Below are 17,979 nucleotides of genomic sequence, written 5' to 3' on the forward strand. Positions count from 1 at the left end.
TGTATCAAAAAACTGGCGGCCTGACGATATAGTTTTCCAGCGGCTGCCCGTACTGCTTTAGCAATCTGGCCCATTGTGCTGCCGCCAGTTTCAGCTGTAGCTGATAACTGCCGTCTTCTAAATACTGTTCGTGTTGTACTGCCTGCAGTGCGAACAGCTGTGCCCGCAGTTGGCTATAATGCGGCGGTAAACACAACTGCAGCTGCAAATACTGCTGCGATAAGCGTTCAATTAACGCCTGTTGCAATAAATCCAGACCGGCACCAGTTAACGCCGACAACCAAACAGCCGCCGGCAGCCCCTGTTCGTTGTACTCTATACGGGGTTGTTGTGCTAACTGGTCAATTTTGTTGAACACGAGCAACTGCGGTACCTCAGCAGCGTCAATTTCGGTTAACACCAGCTGTACCTGCCGCATATTCTCGTCCCGCCTCGGATCCGCGGCATCGATCACATGCAGCTGGAGATCAGCATCGCGGGTTTCCTGTAGGGTTGATTTAAAGGCCGCCACCAGATCATGCGGTAAATGCCGGATAAAGCCGACAGTATCCGCGAGTATGGCTTCGCCAAACTGCGGCAAGTTGATTTGACGCAGCGTGGGATCAAGGGTCGCAAACAGCTGATCTGCAGCATAGACTTCAGCCCGGGTCAGACGGTTAAATAAACTGGATTTGCCGGCATTGGTATAACCGACGATAGAAATGACCGGTTGTTCGGAGCGTTGTCTGGCGCGGCGGCCTTGCTCACGCTGGCGGCCAAGCTTTTCCAGCCGGGCCTTTAACGCCTTAACCCTTTCCCGCAGCAAGCGCCGGTCGGTTTCCAGCCGGGTTTCACCCGGGCCGCGTAAACCAATACCGCCTTTCTGCCGCTCGTTGTCAAAGCCACGGATCAGTCGCGAAGCCAGATGTTGCAGCTGTGCCAGCTCGACCTGCAATTTCCCTTCATAGGTGCGGGCGCGCTGGGCAAAAATATCCAGGATCAAGCTGGTGCGATCTATGACCCGCACCTGACACAGCCGCTCTAAGTTGCGGGTTTGGCTGGGGCTCAGCTCGTTATTGAAGATCACGACCGAAGCGGCAGTATCGGCGACCAGTGCCGCCAGTTCAGCGGCCTTGCCGGTACCGATAAATAATTTCGCGTCCGGCGCCTGACGACTACAGCTTAATTCGCCCAGCACAGCAACACCCGCAGAAGCCACTAACATGCGTAGCTCCTGCAGATCTTCGGTAGACTGTTCCTGCGGGAAATTAACGTGTACCAGTACGGCTTGCTCAGCCGGCTCAGCCAGTTCAAACAAGCGCTGTTACCCCGCTAATTATTCGAGATCCTCGCTTTCATCGGCAGCACCGCTCTGGCTGGTCATGGTATTAACCGCCCGGGCAGGTACAACAGTAGAAATGGCGTGCTTGTATACCATCTGACTGACGGTATTTTTCAGCAGAATGACGAATTGGTCGAAAGATTCAACCTGACCCTGCAATTTAATCCCATTCACCAAGTAAATTGAAACAGGAATGCGCTCCCGTCTTAAGGTGTTCAAAAATGGGTCTTGTAATGATTGGCCTTTTGCCATGTCACGCTTTCCTTTTTTATTTAGTATGCCTGATATAGGTATTATTTTTTTTATTTCAAGTTGTTAAACGTGAAATTTTTGCCACCATTTTTAGCTTAGCGAAGAAATGACAGCTTGCAAGTTTTCCGCCAGTGGCGCTTCGGTTTTTAACCAGTGTAAATTCGGCCAGCTACGCAGCCAGGTCAGCTGCCGTTTCGCCAGCTGCCGCGTGGCGGCGATACCCTGACTGACCATGGTGTCGTAATCCACACCGCCAGCCAGATAGTCCCACATCTGACGGTAGCCGACACAGCGGATCGAGGGCAAATCCGGATGCAGATCACCGCGCTGATATAACTGCCGTACTTCCTGCTCAAACCCCTGAGCTAACATCTGCAAAAAGCGTTGTTCAATACGCCGGTGCAACTCAGCCCGATCAGTCGGAGCTATGGCAAACTGCCGCACCTGATACGGCAGTGGCTCTGCCTGCTGCGCCGTTAACGCCGTCAGGGATTGTCCGGTCAGACGGTATACTTCCAGCGCCCTGTTGATCCGTTGTGGGTCATTCGGGTGGATCCGTGCCGCCGCCACCGGATCAAGCTGCGCCAATTGCTGATGCATGGCCTGCCAACCTTTGACCGCAGCTTCTGCTTCCAGTTCCGCCCGAACCGCAGGATCCGCCGCCGGTAAACTGGAAATACCTTGTAGCAGGGCCTTAAAGTACAGCATGGTGCCGCCGACCAGAATAGGGGTATTCCCCCTTTGCCGGATAGCAGCGATCAGCTCCAGTGCATCCTGCCGGAAATCTGCCGCAGAATAGCTTTGTGCCGGATCGCGGATATCCAATAAAAAATGTGGTGCCGCCGCCAATTCTGTTGCATCCGGTTTCGCCGTGCCGATGTCCATACCACGGTAAACCAGCGCACTGTCAACGCTAATCAGCTCTGCTCGCTGCAACTGCTGTTTCAGGGCGATCGCCAGGGCAGTTTTACCTGAGGCGGTGGGTCCCATAATACAGATCAGCGGTAACTCAGTGTTCATCTGCCCGTCCCGCGCTCAGCGCTAATAATTGCTGCGCCGACACCTGGCACGCATTAACCGGTGGTGTCGTCAAAATTTGTGAAAATAAGTTTAACAAAAATTCTGCCTGCAGCACATTGGCAGTTAGTAGTATTTCTAACATCTGTCTGGCTAAGCCGTGCTCTGCCACCCCTTGTTGCAGCAGTTGTGCAAACCAGTCACTGAGCGGTGTATGCCGTAACCACTTCGGTACAGCGCGGATAATCAGCTGCTGATCCCGCACCAGCAAATCAAACCCCAACTGAGTGAAATTGTCCGCCTGGGCTAATAGCAGCTGTAACTCAGCCGGCGCCAGCGTAAGCCGAAGTGGTAACAATAAGGGTGCACTTTCTGTTTGCTGCGGCCAGTAGCTGGCAGCCAGCTCAGCCAGATCCTGCACACACAACTGTTGCTGGTGTACGCGCAGCAAGTAGCGGTTTTGTAGTAGCAGATAAGCGGGTTGTTCGACCTTGGTTGATGCTTCTGGCAACGGCATTGCCAGGTATTGCAGTTGCGTCTGAATGGCGGCTGGTTCTGCTACCGGCCAGGCCGGGCTGCGACGCGCCCCCGGATAAGCGTTATTGCCTGAGCTGCCCGGCACACTATGCTGCCTGACAGCAGGGATGGCAGCATCAGAGCGACTGATATTTGCCTCAGTTAAGGCGGCAGCCGGCGTAGCTTGCCGTTCTGCAGTAGCAGGCAAAGTCACAGCAGCCAGCTGCAGGGCATCAGACAGCGCACTGACGACAAAGTCATGCACCAACCGCGTCTGATGAAAGCGCACCTCGTGTTTCGCCGGATGCACATTGACATCGACTTCGCCCGGATCCAGCTCCAGATAGAGCACAAAGGCCGGTTGCTGTTCAGCGCTGAGTTGCTCGCCATAGGCCTGCCGGATCGCATGGTTCAGTAACTTATCCCGCATCATCCGGCCATTCACATAACTGTACTGACAGGCCGGCTGCCCCTGACAGGCTGCGGCCGGCAGGATCCAGCCGCTTAACCGGATCTGATCGTATTGGTTTTCAATCCACAGCGCCTGCTCGGCAAACTGGCGGCTACAGAGTGCGGCCAGTCGTTTCTGCCTGGCTATGGCCGTGCTGGCAGCAGGCAAGCGCCTGACTTGCTGGCCGTTATGACTAAGTGACCAGCTAACATCAAACCGGCTCAGTGCCAGGCGTTTGATCAGCTCATCGATATGACTAAATTCAGTTTTGTCGCTACGTAAAAAACGGCGTCGGGCCGGCGTATTAAAAAACAGATCCAGCACTTCAATACTGGTACCATCGGGATGCGCCGCCGGCGACACCTGCACAGCCATCTCCCGCCCTTCGGCCCGCGCCTGCCAGGCGGTGGCCTGCGCAGCGGGTTTTGACGTCAGGGTCAAACGGGAAACCGAGCTGATACTGGCCAGTGCCTCACCGCGAAAACCCAAAGTGAAAATCTGCTCCAGATCACTTAGGCTACTGATTTTACTGGTGGCATGCCGGCTTAACGCCAACACCAGTTCCTGCTCGGCGATGCCGCTGCCGTTATCGCGGATCAAGATGCGTTTGCTACCGCCTTTATCGATTTCGATTTCCAGCTGGGTTGCACCGGCGTCCAGGCTATTTTCAACCAACTCTTTAACAACCGAGGCCGGCCGTTCTACCACCTCACCGGCGGCAATCTGATTTGCCAGCTGCGGCGGCAATAATTGAATAGGCATCTTAAGGGATCCGCAGCACCTGACCAATACGCAGGCTGTCCGAACGTAATTCGTTATGCCGTCTTAACTCATCAATCGATACGTTGTAGCGCTGAGCCAACAACGATAAGGACTCACCGGCCTGGACCCGGTGTTCACGGGCACGACGCTGCGCAAACAGCGAATCAGCCGGTGGCGAAAGCTCAAAGTGCCGCCTTACGCCATTAAAAATGGATTGCACCAGTTTTTGCTGATGGTTGGGATTACGCAGCAAGCGTTCTTCCTGCGGGTTTGAAATAAAGCCAACTTCCACCAGGATCGATGGAATATCCGGTGCCCGCAGTACCCCCAAACTGGCGGACTGCGGCTCCCTTTTATGCAAGGTCGTGACCTTGCCCATCTCGGACAGGATCTGGTTCGCCACCTGATGCGCACTGACCATCGAATGGTTCATAGATAAGTCCAGTACCGTCTGTGCCAGATAACGCTCATTTGCAGAGTCTTTGATCACCTCTGCCACGCCACCGAGTAATTCGCTGTGGCGCTCTGTTTGCTCCAACATCCGGCCAACTTCTGAGGTGGCACGACGCAATGACAGCACCCAGACTGAAGCGCCGCGCGGATGCGGTGAAGTAAAGGCGTCGGCATGCACAGAAATCAATAAATCAGCCTGCAGGCGCCGGGCAATGTCGGTACGGCTATTCACCGGCACAAAGTAATCGCCGGTACGGACCAGGGCAGCTTTCATGCCGGGTTCGCGGTTAATCCGCTCCACCAGTTGGCGGGCAATGGGTAAGGTCAGATTTTTCTCAAAGGTGCCGGCTGGGCCAATAGAGCCGGGATCGGTGCCACCATGACCGGCATCGACCGCAATCACAATATCGCGCGCCGCTCTGATACTGGCTGGCGGCACAGGCTGTGGTGTTCGGTTTCCCGCAGAGGACGTAGCCGTAGTGCTGGCCGGTGGCGTTGTGGTAGTAGGGTTAGCCGCGACTGTAGCACTGCCAGTGCGACCCGGTAAATCGACCACCAGACGATGGCCATGCGGCGCGGCTGGCGCCAACGCAAACACATTCGGTTTTACGCCCTGCGTCAGATCCAGCACTATCCGCATCTTGCCCTGACCACCGCTACTGCGAATGCCACGGATAAGATCGGCCTGGCCCTGACTGGCCGGCAGGTTAGTATTGCCGCGGACATTACTCAAATCGATGACCAGCCGGTCGGGATTATCCAGCGTAAAATATTTAAAGTCCGGGGCCGAAGCCAGATCAAACACCACCCGGGTATTGTCTACCGTCGGCGAGATCCGAACATTCTGCACCTGGCTACTGGCCTGTGCCGCCGGTAAAGCCAGCAGACACAGTAACCACAGGCATAGCAGTGACAGCGCGTTAGTTTTGCTCATTATCCGTCAATATCGTTATTATTTTACTGCCAGGCTGACTCGCCGCCGTTAACTGCAAGGTGCGCAACTCTCCCTGTTGAGTCAGCTGAATCCGCAAATCCGGTAGCGGCAAAAACCCCTCACCGCGCTCCGGCCACTCAATTAAACACAGGCTCTGTTGATTAAAGTAATCGCGGATGCCCATAAATTCCAGTTCTTCCGCATCATGCAGCCGATATAAATCAAAATGATAAAGCTGCAATTGTCCCAGCTGGTAGGGCTCGACCAGGGTATAGGTTGGGCTTTTGACTGTGCCCTGGTGCCCCAACGCCTGGATCAGGCCACGGCAGAAGGTGGTTTTTCCGGCTCCGAGCGAGCCTTGTAAAAACACCACCATACCGCCCTGTAGCTGTGCCGCTAATTTAGCCGCAAACGCCAGCGTAGCCTGTTCCGACGGAAGTTGCACCACATAAGACGACACGCTAATACTCCTGACCACAGTACCCAGACAATTCGTTTGCTATGGTAACAAAGGTGGCGCGCCCTGAGCCAGAAAAACCGCTTAATTCTCCCGCTTCGACGTTGCTTTGTGGCGCAAGTTCCTCAATTACGCTGACTTTGGGTAAAAAGTCCCGTCTTATGTTACAGTTAGCGTATCTCAACCTCAGTCACTTTCAGCCGCATCTTTTGACGCTGCTGAGCGGGTAGCATGCAAGCAGAACAGATTAGTCAGCAAATTAAAACCTGGGCCAAAGAACTGGGCTTTCAGTCCTGTGGCATTAGCCGGCCGCAGCTGGGCGCCGAGCAGGAGGCGCGTTTGCAGCAGTGGCTGGACGCCGGTTACCATGGTGAAATGCAGTATATGGCAGAGCATGGCATGTTGCGCGCCAGACCCGCCGAGCTGCATCCGGGGACCTTAAGTGTGATTAGTGTACGGCTGGACTATTTGCCCAAAGCCGCCGCCTTTGCGACTAACCTGGCCGATCCCAGTCAGGCCTATATCAGCCGCTATGCGCTGGGTCGCGATTATCATAAATTAATGCGTAACCGCTTAAAGCAACTGGGTCAGAAAATTGCCACACTAATCTCGGACTTGGACGGCCGGCCCTTTGTCGATTCGGCGCCGATTTTAGAACGGCCCTTAGCGCAGCAAGCCGGTCTGGGCTGGATCGGTAAACACAGCTTGTTGCTGGCTGAAGAAGCCGGTTCCTGGTTTTTTCTCGGCGAGTTACTGGTTAATCTGGAACTTCCGGCCGACGAACCACACCCGGGCGATTGCGGCAGCTGCGTCGCCTGTATTACCAGCTGCCCTACCGGCGCCATCGTTGCGCCCTATGTCGTTGATGCCCGCCGCTGCATCTCCTATCTGACAATTGAGCTGAAAGGCGCCATTCCAACGGAATTCAGACCCTTACTGGGTAATCGTATCTATGGCTGTGATGATTGCCAGCTGGTATGCCCGGTTAACCGGCAGGCGCCGCTAACTGAAGAGCCGGATTTTCAACGCCGGCCACAGTGGCAGGACCAATCGCTGCTGGCATTATTTCAGTGGGATGAAACGACCTTCCTGCGCCTGACCGAAGGCAGTGCCATCCGGCGTATTGGTTTTGAACGCTGGCAGCGCAATCTGGCAGTGGCGCTGGGTAATGCACCCTATCAGCCAGAAATTGTCGCCACGCTTAAACAGGCACTGCCAACAGCGACGCCGCTGGTTGCCGAACATATTGAGTGGGCCTTGCAGCAACAAAAACAAAAAAGCTATCTGGCACAGAATCTGTTACCACGCAGTACCGAAAGACTGGTGCGGATTATTCAGAAGGGCTTGCCCAGAGATGCTGGCTAAGTTGCTCATCCCGCTGCACCAGCCGGGCAGCGGCCAGCTCGCAGATCTGTTGTTGTCGACGACTGGATGCCTGATGCCACTCGGTAATTTCGCTGAGTAGCCGGCCACAGCCAAGGCAACAGTCCTGCTGATCTAAACAACAATTTCGGATACAGGGGGATTTGACCATACTCAGCCTCCGACCACAGCTTATCGGCACTCTTGCAGTATAGATCTTGCGCTGCTAACGCGCAGAAAATTTAACAGAAAATCTTTATCAGGCCAACATCGGCGCTAGCAGCGCAACTCGGCTCAGACGTCAGAAACGACAAAGCAGCCATTAGGCTGCTTTGTGTTGAATTTGGAGCGAGTTACGAGGTTCGAACTCGTGACCTCGACCTTGGCAAGGTCGCGCTCTACCAGCTGAGCTAAACTCGCATCGGGTCGCAGTGATTAACGAGGTTAATCTTGCGTCTGATGGCGCGCATTTTACAAAATCAGTCGCCCGATGCAAGGTTTTTTTCAGGGTAAACGAAAAAAATATTGGCGATAGGTGACTAATTCAGCAATCGACTCGCGGATATCGTCCAGCGCCAGATGACTGCTGCTCTTTTGTACCTTCTGCAGTACCTCCGGATGCCAGCGCCGCGCCAGTTCTTTTACCGTACTAACGTCTAAATTACGATAGTGGAAAAAGGCCTCCAGCTCTGGCGCATACTCCGCCAGAAAACGCCGGTCCTGACCAATGCTGTTCCCGCACATCGGAGATTTGCCCTTGCTCACATACTGGCTTAAAAAAGCGATGGTTTGCTGCTCGGCCTCTGCCAGCGTCACCGTACTGGCACGACAACGGGCAGTCAAACCGCTCTTGCCATGCTGCTCTACACACCAGGGGTCCATATTATCCAGAATCTCGTCCGCCGTCTTAATCGCAAATACCGGGCCCTCGGCCAGAATATTTAACTCACTGTCGGTAACGATGGTCGCCATTTCCAGAATGACGTCGGTTTTCGGTTCCAGGCCGGTCATTTCCAGATCCAGCCAAATCAGATTAGTATCATTTACTGCCATAGTTTCCTCAGCTATATCGAAGCCAGATGGCTTTGTCCGCGGGCGCTTTACAGGTATGATACACCCCAGAAACCAACTGTGATAGTTAAAGCCAGCAAAACGGTAAACCGTGACCAAGAAAAAACACCTGAATCAACGCCAGCATCAACGTATTGCCGACAATGAGCAGCGGCGGCTAAAACGCAGCAATAAAGCCAGTGCCAGTGACTGGGACGACGCTCTATTGCACCCGCCGGAACCGGGGTTAGTGCTTAGCCGCTTCGGCCAGCATGCCGATGTCGAAGATGCCAGCGGTGCTGTGGTACGCTGTAATATGCGCCGCACCATCAGTTCGGTGGTCACCGGCGACGAGGTCAGCTGGCGCCGCAGCAAACAACCGACCGGCAGCATTGATGGCGTAATTGAAGCAGTGGCAGAACGGCACTCGGTACTGCTACGCCCGGATTTTTATGATGGTTTAAAACCGGTTGCCGCCAATATCGATTTAATGATTATTGTCTCGGCAATCCTGCCGGCACTGTCGTTAAATATTATCGACCGTTATCTGGTGGCCTCAGAGATCACCGGCATTAAACCACTACTGGTGATTAATAAAGTCGACCTATTGCCCGAAACTGAACAACAGGCGCTCGATCAGCAACTGCAACTGTACCGGCAGATGGGGTACGCCTGTCTGCTGGTTAGCGCCAAAACCGGTCAGGGTATGGCCGAGCTGCTACAGTATCTGCATAGCGGTACCAGCATCTTTGTTGGCCAGTCGGGCGTCGGCAAGTCATCACTAATGAATACGCTGATGCCGGGCCTGGCGGCCGCGACACAGGAAGTATCGGAAGTATCAGGTCTGGGCCAGCATACCACGACGGTATCCCGGCTATATCACCTGCCGGAAGGCGGCAAGCTGATTGACTCACCGGGTATTCGCGAGTTTGCACTCTGGCATTTGTCACCGGAGGAAGTGACCAACGGCTTTATCGAGTTCCGGCCCTGGCTGGGCCGGTGTAAGTTCCGCGACTGTAAGCATCTGACCGATCCGGGCTGTGCCATACAACATGCGGTGGCAGAGGGCGAGATCAGCCCGCTGCGCTACGAGAGTTACCAGAAAATCCTGCACAGTATGGCGCAGGATAAACCGCATTATTTTTAACTTTTAGTCTTTTAATACGAGTAGCTGACATCTTATGGATAAATTTAAAATCACTCTGCAATACCTGTTACCCAAGCACCTGTTATCACGTTTGGTGGGTTATCTGGCCGCAGCGAAACTGGGTTTTATCAGTCATGCCCTGATTAGCCTGTTTATCAAAGCCTATAAGATCAATATGCAGGAAGCCCGGCACGAAAAAGCCAGTGACTATGCCAGCTTTAATGAGTTCTTTACCCGGCCACTGAAAGACGGTCTCCGGCCGCTGGTCGCCGATCCTGCCATCGTCGCGCACCCGGTAGACGGTGTCATCAGCCAGCTCGGCGATATCGTTGCTGGCCAGCTGGTGCAGGCGAAAAACCACGATTATAGCCTGCAAAGTCTGCTTGGTGGCAAAGCCGAAACCGCAGAGCCTTTTGCCGGTGGCAAATTCGCTACGATTTACCTGGCGCCCAAAGATTACCACCGTATCCATATGCCGGTCAGCGGCACCCTGCGCGAGATGATCTATGTACCGGGCGAGCTATTCTCAGTAAACCCGCTGACCGCTGAAAATGTCCCGGATCTGTTTGCCCGTAATGAGCGGGTGGTGACCATTTTTGATACCGAATTGGGCCCTATGGCATTGGTATTGGTTGGCGCCACTATCGTGGCCAGTATCGAAACGGTTTGGGCGGGCACCGTCACACCACCGACGGGTAAAGAAGTATTTCGCTGGCAGTATCCGGCTGAGGGCTTAAACAGCATCAGGCTGGAAAAAGGTGCCGAGATGGGCCGTTTTAAACTGGGCTCTACCGTGATCCTGGCGTTCCCGCATGGCAGCATCGACTTTTTAGCTGACCAGCAGCCGGGCACAGTCACCCGCATGGGCACTGCCTTTGCCAATATTAAGCCAACCAAGTCGGCGGACTAAGATGCAGATTATTGCGCATCGTGGCGCCAGTGGCGAGTATCCGGAAAATACGCTGCTGGCATTTCGTCAGGCCTTAGCCCAGGGCGCAGATGCCATTGAGCTGGATGTGTTTGCGGTAGAGGGCGAACTGATTGTGATCCACGATCCGCATTTACAGCGCACCACCAATGGCCGCGGCAGTATTTACCAGCATAGCCTGGTACAACTGGCCACTATCGACGCCGGGGCTGGCGAACCGATCCCGCTATTGTGGCAGGTGCTACAGCTGGTACAGGGCCGCTGTTGGCTAAATATCGAATTAAAGGGCGCGGATACGCTCGAACCTTTGCTAAAGCTGCTGCAGCGCGCTGAGCGTGAGCTGAACTATGATCTTAACAGCCTGCTGATTTCGTCCTTTAATCATAAACTGCTAGCTGCCATTAAAGCAGCGCGGCCTGAGCTAAAAACCGGTGCCCTGACGGCTTCACTGCCCACCGACAATTGCGCCTTTGCTGCGCAATTGCAGGCATACTCAGTGCACTGTGATGCCGGTTTTATCGACGCGGCGCTGGTTGCCGATGCCAAAGCCCGGCAACTACAGCTTTATGTTTATACCGTTGATGAGGCAGATGATTTAGCACGGCTAAAGGCACTGGGTGTTGATGGGGTTTTTACTAATTATCCAGCGCGCAGCCGCAAGCTTCTGACATAAAACTGCAAATATCTGACGATAAAAAACCTGCATTAAGCAGGTTTTTTATCTTCAGTTTCACAACTATTGCACTGATTGCAAAGCCGCATATTCATAATATGGGCAAACACGACGAGCGAGGCGCCAATCACCAGAATTAAATGCTCGTACTCATGCCCCCAGGCATCACGTTGCCAGTAAATAAAACCACCTAAGAACAGCGAGTAAAACGGATAGAGTTTACGATGATAACGATGAAAGCCGATAAACAGCGTAATAAAGCCCAGCACCATGGTAAATAACAGCACAAAACCTTCAAAGGCATGGTTATGGGCGGCGGTTAACCCCAGCAGCGGTAATACAGGCAGGATCACCGGCAATAAAATACAGTGAATGGCACAGAGTGATGTGACCATAATACCGAACTTATCAAATAATAGCCTTGCCTTTGCCAGCACAACCGAACCCCTATCGTCGCTCCGAGCGTTGTCTCGAGACGATATAATATAACAAAGCACTGTAATTGCAAACCGCAGATTGCACAGCACCCGCCAAAAAAGTACGCCGGCTGCGCCAGCAATAGCCAGACTATGGCATAATAAGGCTCTTGAAACACGAAGTGACATGATCAATGGAAAACTTGCTACAACAGTTGGATGAAAACCTGAAAGAGCTTTATCGTAAGGCGTTAGATGCGGATGCCTTGCTGGAGCAGTTACAACAACAAGGCCAGGCCAAATATCAGACGGTCTTTAGTAAAGATGCCGGTTTCAGAGTCGAGAGCAACCGCTTTATGCCGTACCTGGCTGAAACCGCGGAACAGGTAGCGGCGATCCGCCATAACCAGCAATTTAATACCAGCACACTACAGCGGGTCGTGCAACAGCTACAGCTGTTACATAAAACCCTGACTGAGTTCCGTGCAGCCGTAAAGGCGTAAGCGACACAGCCGGCAAGTTTGCCGGCTGGATGGATTACTGCGGGAAAACTGCGGTATTATTGTGCAGTTTTCGGCGTAACGGCAGCATGCTGGGTGACGGCTGGCTGCACATTCTTAGTAAACCAGTCGTTTAGCATCACTCTTTCGTATTCAAACTCGGGTCTGGCGCTCGGCCGGCTGATGCGCTGTAAAAAGCCCATATCACGCAAGCGCTCGTCACCACTCAGTACTTCCTCACCCTGTTGGTCCCGCAGCACATGGCTAAAACGTACTGCCGGAGAGTGCACATCTTTAATAATCCGCAGTGCCTGACCGCCAGTGCCGGCAAAGTAGTCGACATCACCCGCCAGATCGATATCGGTAATGGTCACTTGCCACTGATAACCCTCTGGCATCTGCGCCGCCATGTCGTTAAACATTTTTTCAAATGCGGTCTGTACCCGCTGTTGATAACGGCTACGGGTGTCATTGGTCGGCCGGATATCCGTAAATTTTTCCGGTTCCTTGAAGCTGACCTGCACCTCGGCAGCAGCGGCCTGGCCGATGCCCAACACCGTAATAAGGCTTAAGGCGATTAAATGATTACGCATTGTCTTTCTCCCGGTAGAAACCTTTCCTAAGATTGCGCTAAAAGTATAGATTGCGCAAAGTTTATGCAAGCTGAATAGCTAAAAAAAAGCCCCGACGTTTCCGTCAGGGCTTATTTATTTAAAATCAGCGGGTTACATCATGCCGCCCATACCACCCATGCCGCTCATATCTGGCATTGGCTTCTCTTCTTTTGGCAGCTCAGTTACCATCGCTTCGGTAGTGATCATCAGCGAGCCAACAGAGGCAGCGAACTGCAGTGCAGAACGGGTCACTTTGGTTGGATCCAGGATACCCATTTCCAGCATATCGCCGTACACGTCGGTCGCAGCGTTATAACCGTAGTTACCGGTACCTTCTTTAACCTTATTGACGACTACTGATGGCTCTTCACCGGCGTTAGATACGATCTGACGCAGTGGTGCTTCCATTGCGCGCAGTGCGATCTTAATACCGTGCGTTTGATCTTCGTTGGCACCGGTTAAGCCAGTCAGTTTGGCCGCTACGCGCACTAGTGCGACACCACCGCCAGGAACTACACCCTCTTCTACCGCAGCACGGGTAGCGTGTAAGGCGTCTTCTACGCGGTGTTTCTTCTCTTTCATTTCGATTTCAGTGGCAGCACCGACTTTGATTACTGCGACACCGCCAGCCAGCTTGGCCAGACGCTCTTGCAGTTTTTCTTTATCGTAGTCAGAGGTCGCCTCTTCGATTTGCTGACGGATTTGCTTGACGCGGGCGTCAATCGCCGCCTGCTCACCGGCACCATCGATAATAGTGGTATTGTCTTTGGTGATCACGATGCGCTTAGCTGTACCTAAGTCTTCCAGCGTGGCTTTTTCCAGTTCCATACCGATTTCTTCAGAAATCACGGTACCGCCAGTCAGGGTAGCGATATCCTGCAGCATCGCTTTACGACGGTCACCAAAGCCTGGTGCTTTCACGGCAGAGATCTTGACGATGCCGCGCATATTGTTAACAACTAAGGTCGCTAAGGCTTCGCCTTCGACGTCTTCAGCAATAATCAGCAGTGGCTTACCTGATTTGGCTACGCCTTCCAGTACCGGCAGTAATTCGCGGATATTAGAAATTTTCTTATCCACAGTCAGGATAAATGGGTTATCCAGTTCAACCTGGCCTGCTTCCTGGTTGTTGATAAAGTACGGAGACAGGTAACCACGGTCGAATTGCATACCTTCAACCACATCCAGCTCGTTGTTCAGGCCCTGGCCTTCTTCAACGGTGATCACCCCCTCTTTACCTACTTTGTCCATGGCATTGGCAATGATTTGACCAATTTCATCATCAGAGTTAGCAGAGATAGTACCTACCTGAGCAATAGCTTTGCTATCAGCACATGGCTGTGACAGGGCTTTTAATTCGGCTACTGCGGCGATCACGGCCTTATCGATACCGCGTTTTAAATCCATTGGATTCATACCGGCAGCCACGGCTTTTACGCCTTCGTTAATAATGTTTTGTGCCAGTACCGTAGCGGTAGTGGTACCGTCACCGGCTTCGTCATTGGCCTTAGACGCCACTTCTTTAACCATCTGGGCGCCCATATTCTCGAACTTGTCTTCCAGCTCGATTTCTTTGGCAACCGACACACCGTCTTTGGTGATCAGAGGTGAACCGAAAGATTTGTCCAGAATCACATTACGGCCTTTTGGACCTAAAGTAACGCGCACTGCGTTTGCCAGAATGTTTACGCCTTTCAGCATCTTGTTACGGGCTTCATCGCCAAAACGTACGTCTTTTGCAGCCATTTTTGTATCCTTAAAAGTCGTTAATTGTTAATCAGAAAAGGGAAAGGGAATTAATCCAGGATCACACCTAAGATGTTATCTTCTTTGGTGATCACATATTCCTGACCATCAATTTTCTCAGTGCGCTCTACATAGGCACCGAACAGAACCTTGTCGCCAACCTTAACGTCCAGTGGTTTCACATCGCCGTTATCTAAAATACGACCATTGCCCACTGCTACTACGACACCGCGCGTTGATTTTTCTGCGGAAGCACCAGTCAGAACGATGCCACCGGCAGACTTGCTCTCAGCGTCGGTACGTTTGATGATGACACGATCATGTAATGGACGAATATTCATGCTCTATCTCCTAAAGCGTTTGGGTTTTAACGTGACAGTTAAATTTTGTGTGCTCGCTATATGGGGCGAACCGAAAAAAATTCCAAGGGCCGGCAGAAAAAAATTCCGCAAAACGCGGCCACGGTTTACCGTACAATGGTGCTAACCTAACAAAAAACCAAGGTCTGATATGAGTGATTATCTGCTGGTCCTGTGTAACTGCCCAGATGAGACAACGGCAACCATCATTACCTCCCAGCTATTACAGCAGCGGCTGGTGGCCTGTGTTAATCGGCTACCCGCGGTACAATCCAGCTATATCTGGCAGGGCAAACTGGAGCAAGCGGTGGAAATTCAGTTGCAACTTAAAGCACCAAAGCGGAACTTTACCGCAATTGAGCAAGCCATAAGCGCCATTCATCCGTATGCTGTGCCGGAAATTATCGCCGTTGAGCTTTGTCAGCTGAATCAGGCTTATGCCGCCTGGATTAATGAGGTTACCTGTGATTAAACGCTGTTGTTATCTACTGCTGCTGCCCCTGCTGTTCCTGTTGCTAACCAGCACGGCGACTGCGCAGCAGCAAAGCCCGCAAACCAGCCCGACGAATAATAATGCTGTGCTGCAAAGCCTGTTGCAGGGCCAGCCACAATTTTTACCGGTAGAGCAAGCTTTTGTGCTGGACTACCGCCAGCAAGATAACGAGCTGTTGCTAAGCTGGACTATCGCCGATGGCTATTATATGTATCGCGATAAGTTTAAGTTTGGCGGCGTGGCGGTCAGCTTTTCGCATCCAAGCTATCCGGCCAGTATCAGTATTGAGGATGAATTCTTTGGTAAAACCGAAGTCTATTATCATCAGCTGCAGTTGAAGATCCCGCTGTCTGATATCGACGAAGATGCACTCTTTCGGGTGCAGTTTATGGGCTGCGCCGAAGCCGGTCTGTGTTATCCGCCAACGACCATTGAAATTCCACTGACCCAGCCTGGCCAGTCTGAAACCAGCGCCAGCTTAGCGACAACAGCACCGGTATCCAGCCAGTTTGGCTTATTGGAGCGCTTAAGTGAAGGCTCAGTGCTGGTAAGTCTGGGCGTATTTTTCCTGCTCGGCTTAGGGCTGTCCTTTACGCCATGCGTGTTTCCGATGTATCCGATTCTAAGTAGTATTATTGTCGGCCAGGGCCAGCGGCTGTCGACCCAACGTGCCTTTGGCTTGTCGATGTCCTATGTGCAGGGTATGGCGCTAACCTACTCCTTGCTCGGGCTGGTGGTTGCCAGTTTGGGCGTAAAATTCCAGGCGGCATTGCAGCACCCGGCCGTATTAATCGTCGCTGCGGTGATTTTCGTGCTGCTGGCCTTGGCGATGTTTGGCGTCTTTAATCTGCAATTGCCAACCCGCTGGCAGGAAAAGGTGGCTGGCGTCAGTAACAAACAACAGGGTGGCTCGCTAAAAGGCGCCTTTGTGATGGGCGCGTTATCCGGCCTGATTGCCTCGCCCTGCACTACGGCCCCGCTATCTGCGGCACTGTTGTATGTGGCGCAAAGCGGCGATCTGGCCCTTGGCGCCCTGACGCTTTACGTGCTGAGCCTGGGGATGGGTTTACCTTTGTTATTACTCGGTACCTCCGGCGGTCGTCTGCTGCCAAAAGCCGGCAACTGGATGAACGCGGTAAAAAATATCTTTGGCTTCCTGTTACTGGCGGTGCCACTGATCCTGTTAGAGCGCTTTTTACCTTTCTGGATCGTATTAGCCCTTGGCAGCGTCTTAACGCTGGCGCTGGTATTTTATTTATACCGCCTGCTGTTTAGTCTGAGCAGTGTCAACGCTAAGGCCGGTGTCGCAGTGCTGTCGCAGCTATTGTTACTGGGTATCTTTTGGCTGAATTTACAGTATTACCGCCCGGCCAGCCCGGCACTGCCGCAAGCGACGGTAAGCGCGGAGGGCGAGAATATTAATGCGCTCGGCTTTATCGTGGTAAAAGACGCCGATGAGTTGGCGCTGCAGCTGGAGAGGGCGAAAGCGGCTGGCCAGTTTGCGCTGGTCGACCTGTATGCCGAGTGGTGCGTGGCCTGTAAAGAGTTTGAGCAACTGACCTTTCCAAGGCCGGAGGTTACCGCCCTCACCTCACAGATGCGGCTGATTAAAATTGATGTCACCCGGATGACCCGCAGAGATCAGGCGCTGCTGGATAGCTATCAGGTGTTGGGTTTACCTACACTACTGTTTTTCGCCCCCGATGGCAGCGAGCTTAAACAAAGCCGCGTCACCGGCTTTATGAATGCCAGCGCCTTTGCTAATCATTTACAGGCGATGATGCAATAATAATGAGCGGCTGCAGCAAGCCAGGCTGCAGCCGTGTCCTTTCCTCTTGTCTCCCCCTTTAGGTCGCCGAGATCCTAACCATCCAGATGGCTACTGGCTGATAAGACCAGTATTTTGCTGCCATTTGCGGCGATTTCACTATAATAAGGCGCGGATCTGTCAGACAGGCATCGACAAGGTGCCCGAATTGGCCGTAAAGTGTGCATCTAACAGCTACGGCAACACTTGTTGACATCTTCCGGGAAAAGACAGGATAACTTAATTAATGACCGCGAATTTACGCATTCTGTTATTGAATGGCCCTAATCTGAATATGCTGGGTATTCGGGAGCCTGCGACCTATGGTGCCGCAACGCTGGCGCAAATTGTCGCCGACTTGCAACAACAAGCAGCAGAGCTTAACGTGACGCTGACGGCACTACAATCCAATGCCGAGCATCAATTGATTGACGCCATTCAGCAAAGTTATCAGCAGCAGGATTTTATTATTATCAATCCCGGTGCCTTTACCCATACCAGCATTGCGCTGCGTGATGCGCTGTTATCAGTGGCGATTCCCTTTATCGAAGTACATTTATCCAATGTGCATGCCCGGGAAGCTTTCCGCCAACACTCTTATTTATCTGATATCGCCAAAGGGGTCATTTGTGGCCTGGGCGCCAGAGGCTACCACTACGCTCTGGATGCGGCGGTATCACTGTTACGACCACACAACCAAAATTAACTCAATCAGGCGAAA

The 17,979-nt window shown here is 52.8% G+C and carries 20 protein-coding genes and 1 tRNA gene; 8 read left to right on the top strand and 13 right to left on the bottom strand.

The genetic code is table 11. The features are described 5' to 3' along the window. Positions 1-4: 4 nt before the first annotated feature. The 6 genes from hflX to tsaE all read right to left on the bottom strand — a co-directional run bounded on the left by hflX (position 5) and on the right by tsaE (position 6,166). Positions 5-1,297 carry a ribosome rescue GTPase HflX gene (gene hflX, locus H1D31_RS13600; RefSeq protein WP_261259351.1) on the bottom strand — a complete coding sequence of 431 codons (1,293 nt, stop codon included), beginning with the start codon at positions 1,295-1,297 and terminating at the stop codon, positions 5-7. An 18-nt stretch (positions 1,298-1,315) separates the two neighbouring features. Next, a complete protein-coding gene (gene hfq, locus H1D31_RS13605) occupies positions 1,316-1,573 on the bottom strand; it encodes an RNA chaperone Hfq (RefSeq protein ID WP_008607089.1) in 258 nt (85 codons plus the stop codon). A 90-nt stretch (positions 1,574-1,663) separates the two neighbouring features. Beyond that, positions 1,664-2,593: a tRNA (adenosine(37)-N6)-dimethylallyltransferase MiaA gene (miaA, locus tag H1D31_RS13610; protein WP_261259353.1), complete on the bottom strand. Its 930-nt coding sequence runs from the start codon at positions 2,591-2,593 to the stop codon at positions 1,664-1,666. Beyond that, positions 2,583-4,319, bottom strand: a complete 1,737-nt coding sequence (gene mutL / locus H1D31_RS13615) for a DNA mismatch repair endonuclease MutL (RefSeq protein ID WP_261259354.1) — start codon at positions 4,317-4,319, stop codon at positions 2,583-2,585. Before mutL ends, miaA begins: the two co-directional genes overlap by 11 nt. Before the next feature lies 1 nt (position 4,320). After that, positions 4,321-5,706, bottom strand: a complete 1,386-nt coding sequence (locus H1D31_RS13620; RefSeq protein WP_261259355.1) for an N-acetylmuramoyl-L-alanine amidase — start codon at positions 5,704-5,706, stop codon at positions 4,321-4,323. Beyond that, positions 5,693-6,166 carry a tRNA (adenosine(37)-N6)-threonylcarbamoyltransferase complex ATPase subunit type 1 TsaE gene (gene tsaE, locus H1D31_RS13625; protein ID WP_261259356.1) on the bottom strand — a complete coding sequence of 158 codons (474 nt, stop codon included), beginning with the start codon at positions 6,164-6,166 and terminating at the stop codon, positions 5,693-5,695. The genes H1D31_RS13620 and tsaE overlap by 14 nt, the downstream gene beginning before the upstream one ends. A gap of 228 nt (positions 6,167-6,394) precedes the next feature. Between tsaE and queG the strand changes: the two genes are divergently transcribed. Beyond that, a complete protein-coding gene (queG, locus tag H1D31_RS13630; RefSeq protein ID WP_261259357.1) occupies positions 6,395-7,528 on the top strand; it encodes a tRNA epoxyqueuosine(34) reductase QueG in 1,134 nt (377 codons plus the stop codon). On the opposite strand, the gene H1D31_RS13635 is transcribed toward queG, so the two are convergent. The 3 genes from H1D31_RS13635 to orn all read right to left on the bottom strand — a co-directional run bounded on the left by H1D31_RS13635 (position 7,494) and on the right by orn (position 8,578). After that, positions 7,494-7,697 carry a DUF1289 domain-containing protein gene (locus H1D31_RS13635; RefSeq protein WP_261259358.1) on the bottom strand — a complete coding sequence of 68 codons (204 nt, stop codon included), beginning with the start codon at positions 7,695-7,697 and terminating at the stop codon, positions 7,494-7,496. The two genes, queG and H1D31_RS13635, sit on opposite strands and share 35 nt — an antisense overlap. 172 nt (positions 7,698-7,869) lie before the next feature. Next, a tRNA-Gly gene (locus H1D31_RS13640) sits at positions 7,870-7,945 on the bottom strand. Positions 7,946-8,029: 84 nt separating this feature from the next. Continuing rightward, positions 8,030-8,578 carry an oligoribonuclease gene (gene orn / locus H1D31_RS13645; RefSeq protein ID WP_261259359.1) on the bottom strand — a complete coding sequence of 183 codons (549 nt, stop codon included), beginning with the start codon at positions 8,576-8,578 and terminating at the stop codon, positions 8,030-8,032. Positions 8,579-8,687: 109 nt separating this feature from the next. Here orn and rsgA point away from each other — a divergent pair, with 109 nt between their 5' ends. The 3 genes from rsgA to H1D31_RS13660 are packed head-to-tail and all read left to right on the top strand — an operon-like array spanning position 8,688 to position 11,323. Then, a complete protein-coding gene (gene rsgA / locus H1D31_RS13650) occupies positions 8,688-9,722 on the top strand; it encodes a small ribosomal subunit biogenesis GTPase RsgA (protein ID WP_261259360.1) in 1,035 nt (344 codons plus the stop codon). Positions 9,723-9,756: 34 nt separating this feature from the next. Continuing rightward, positions 9,757-10,632, top strand: a complete 876-nt coding sequence (asd, locus tag H1D31_RS13655) for an archaetidylserine decarboxylase (protein ID WP_065954604.1) — start codon at positions 9,757-9,759, stop codon at positions 10,630-10,632. Between the two features lies 1 nt (position 10,633). Then, entirely contained in the window at positions 10,634-11,323 is a 690-nt protein-coding gene (locus tag H1D31_RS13660) for a glycerophosphodiester phosphodiesterase (RefSeq protein ID WP_261259361.1), read from the top strand. Positions 11,324-11,355: 32 nt separating this feature from the next. Here H1D31_RS13660 and H1D31_RS13665 read toward each other — a convergent pair whose 3' ends face one another. Further along, the gene (locus H1D31_RS13665; RefSeq protein ID WP_261259363.1) at positions 11,356-11,760 is read right to left on the bottom strand and encodes a MerC domain-containing protein; all 405 of its coding nucleotides are present in this window, start codon (positions 11,758-11,760) and stop codon (positions 11,356-11,358) included. A 173-nt stretch (positions 11,761-11,933) separates the two neighbouring features. Between H1D31_RS13665 and H1D31_RS13670 the strand changes: the two genes are divergently transcribed. Further along, complete coding sequence (locus H1D31_RS13670; protein WP_261259364.1) at positions 11,934-12,242, top strand: prephenate dehydrogenase; 309 nt, start codon at positions 11,934-11,936, stop codon at positions 12,240-12,242. A 56-nt stretch (positions 12,243-12,298) separates the two neighbouring features. On the opposite strand, the gene H1D31_RS13675 is transcribed toward H1D31_RS13670, so the two are convergent. The 3 genes from H1D31_RS13675 to H1D31_RS13685 all read right to left on the bottom strand — a co-directional run bounded on the left by H1D31_RS13675 (position 12,299) and on the right by H1D31_RS13685 (position 14,940). Continuing rightward, positions 12,299-12,832: a DUF3016 domain-containing protein gene (locus tag H1D31_RS13675; protein WP_261259366.1), complete on the bottom strand. Its 534-nt coding sequence runs from the start codon at positions 12,830-12,832 to the stop codon at positions 12,299-12,301. 132 nt (positions 12,833-12,964) lie between these two features. Then, a complete protein-coding gene (groL, locus tag H1D31_RS13680; protein ID WP_261259368.1) occupies positions 12,965-14,599 on the bottom strand; it encodes a chaperonin GroEL in 1,635 nt (544 codons plus the stop codon). Positions 14,600-14,649: 50 nt separating this feature from the next. After that, positions 14,650-14,940, bottom strand: a complete 291-nt coding sequence (locus H1D31_RS13685; RefSeq protein WP_008607071.1) for a co-chaperone GroES — start codon at positions 14,938-14,940, stop codon at positions 14,650-14,652. A gap of 169 nt (positions 14,941-15,109) precedes the next feature. On the opposite strand from H1D31_RS13685, the gene cutA reads away from it, so the two are divergent. The 3 genes from cutA to aroQ all read left to right on the top strand — a co-directional run bounded on the left by cutA (position 15,110) and on the right by aroQ (position 17,964). After that, entirely contained in the window at positions 15,110-15,430 is a 321-nt protein-coding gene (cutA, locus tag H1D31_RS13690) for a divalent-cation tolerance protein CutA (protein ID WP_261259369.1), read from the top strand. Continuing rightward, a complete protein-coding gene (locus H1D31_RS13695) occupies positions 15,423-17,240 on the top strand; it encodes a protein-disulfide reductase DsbD (RefSeq protein WP_261259370.1) in 1,818 nt (605 codons plus the stop codon). Before cutA ends, H1D31_RS13695 begins: the two co-directional genes overlap by 8 nt. 265 nt (positions 17,241-17,505) lie before the next feature. Further along, positions 17,506-17,964, top strand: coding sequence for a type II 3-dehydroquinate dehydratase (gene aroQ / locus H1D31_RS13700; RefSeq protein WP_008984487.1), 459 nt, complete (start codon positions 17,506-17,508; stop codon positions 17,962-17,964). Positions 17,965-17,979 lie beyond the last annotated feature (15 nt).

This window comes from Alishewanella sp. BS5-314, from assembly GCF_025377695.1.
In the GTDB taxonomy this organism is placed as follows: domain Bacteria; phylum Pseudomonadota; class Gammaproteobacteria; order Enterobacterales; family Alteromonadaceae; genus Alishewanella; species Alishewanella aestuarii.